We start from the raw sequence: 1402 nt of genomic DNA, 5'->3' as shown, positions 1-1402 counted from the left end.
GCCGAACATCGTGTTCGTGCTGTGCGACAACGTCGGCTGGGGGGATTTCGGCGTCTACGGAGGGGGCACGCCGACACCTCGCATCGACCAGCTCGCCAACGAGGGCATCCGGCTCAACAACTACGTCGTCGAGTCCCAGTGCACGCCGACACGTTCGGCGATCATGACGGGCCGCCAGTCGGTGCGATCGGGAACGTTCAGGATCCCGTTCGCCGGGGAGGGGAAAGCGGGATTGGCGCCGTGGGAGTACACGATCGCCGAGCTGCTTTCGGATGCCGGATACGCGACGTCGTTGTTCGGCAAGTGGCATTGCGGTGACACGGAGGGACGGCTGCCGACCGATCAGGGCTTCGACGAGTGGTGGGGCTACCGCAACAGCGTCGACGAGGCCGGCTGGACGTCGTATGCGACGTTCGAGGCGATCGCCACGGCCAAGGGGATCCCGACCCCCCACCTGTGGGAGGGAAAGAAGGGCGGCACCCAGACCGCGGTGCGTGAGCTCAATCTGGAGGTGCGCCCGCTGCTGGACGAGTTGATCGTCGAGAAGACGACCGACTACATCACGCGACAGGCAGCAACAGACACGCCGTTCTTCACCTACGTCGGGCTGTCTCACATGCACCCGCCCGAGGCGGTGCACCCGGACTTCGACCAGACGTCCCCGGCGCGGCTGGGGCAGTACGCCGACTTGATCGCCGAGATGGACTTCCGCGTCGGGCAGATCATGGACTGCGTCGAGCAGGCCGGGATCACCGACAACACGCTCATCGTCTTCTCCAGCGACAACGCGGCCGGCGGAACGCACGCGTTTCAGGGCGGATCGAACGGACCGTTCCGCGGATCGTTCGTGACCCCGCCCTGGGAGGGTTCGATGCGGACCGCCGCGATGGTCCGCTGGCCGGGGAAGGTGCCGGCCGGCGTGGTCAGCGAGGAGCTGCTCTCGGCCCACGACTGGTACACGACCTTCGCAGCCCTGGCAGGCGCATCCGACAAGGTGCCCACCGACCGGCCGATCGACGGCATCGACGCCTCGAAGTTCCTGCTCGGGGAAAGCACGACCAGCGGCCGGGAGAGCTACCTGTTCTTCGGCCCCGACGGGTCGCTCATGTCCGTCAAGTGGCACAACCTCAAAGCGGTCCTGCGCTACTGCGAAGGCATGGACCAGCCGATCGTGACGCCGTCGTGGCCGATGCTGTTCGACCTCGCCAGTGACCCCGGCGAGCTGTACAACATCATGGAGACCAAGCTGGATATGGGCTGGATGGTCGGCGTCGCTCTCAAGTTCGCCGCCGACTACCACAAGAGCGTCGCTCAGTACCCGAACATCAAGACCGGCGACGAGTTCGAAGGCTACGCACCACCGTCGTCGTGACACCTTCACCGTCCGCGCTGCCTCAACAGA

At 65.8% G+C, this 1402-nt stretch carries 1 protein-coding gene; it reads left to right on the top strand.

Going from position 1 to position 1402, the window contains the following annotated elements; translation table 11 throughout:
- Positions 1 to 1372, top strand: a 1372-nt coding sequence (locus OM076_RS44465; RefSeq protein ID WP_270046742.1) for an arylsulfatase, incomplete at its 5' end; no start/stop codon positions are given.
- Positions 1373 to 1402 lie beyond the last annotated feature (30 nt).

Source organism: Solirubrobacter ginsenosidimutans, assembly GCF_027587205.1.
The sequence above is the reverse complement of the archived record's forward strand: the minus strand, read 5'-3'. Positions and strand labels throughout refer to the sequence as shown.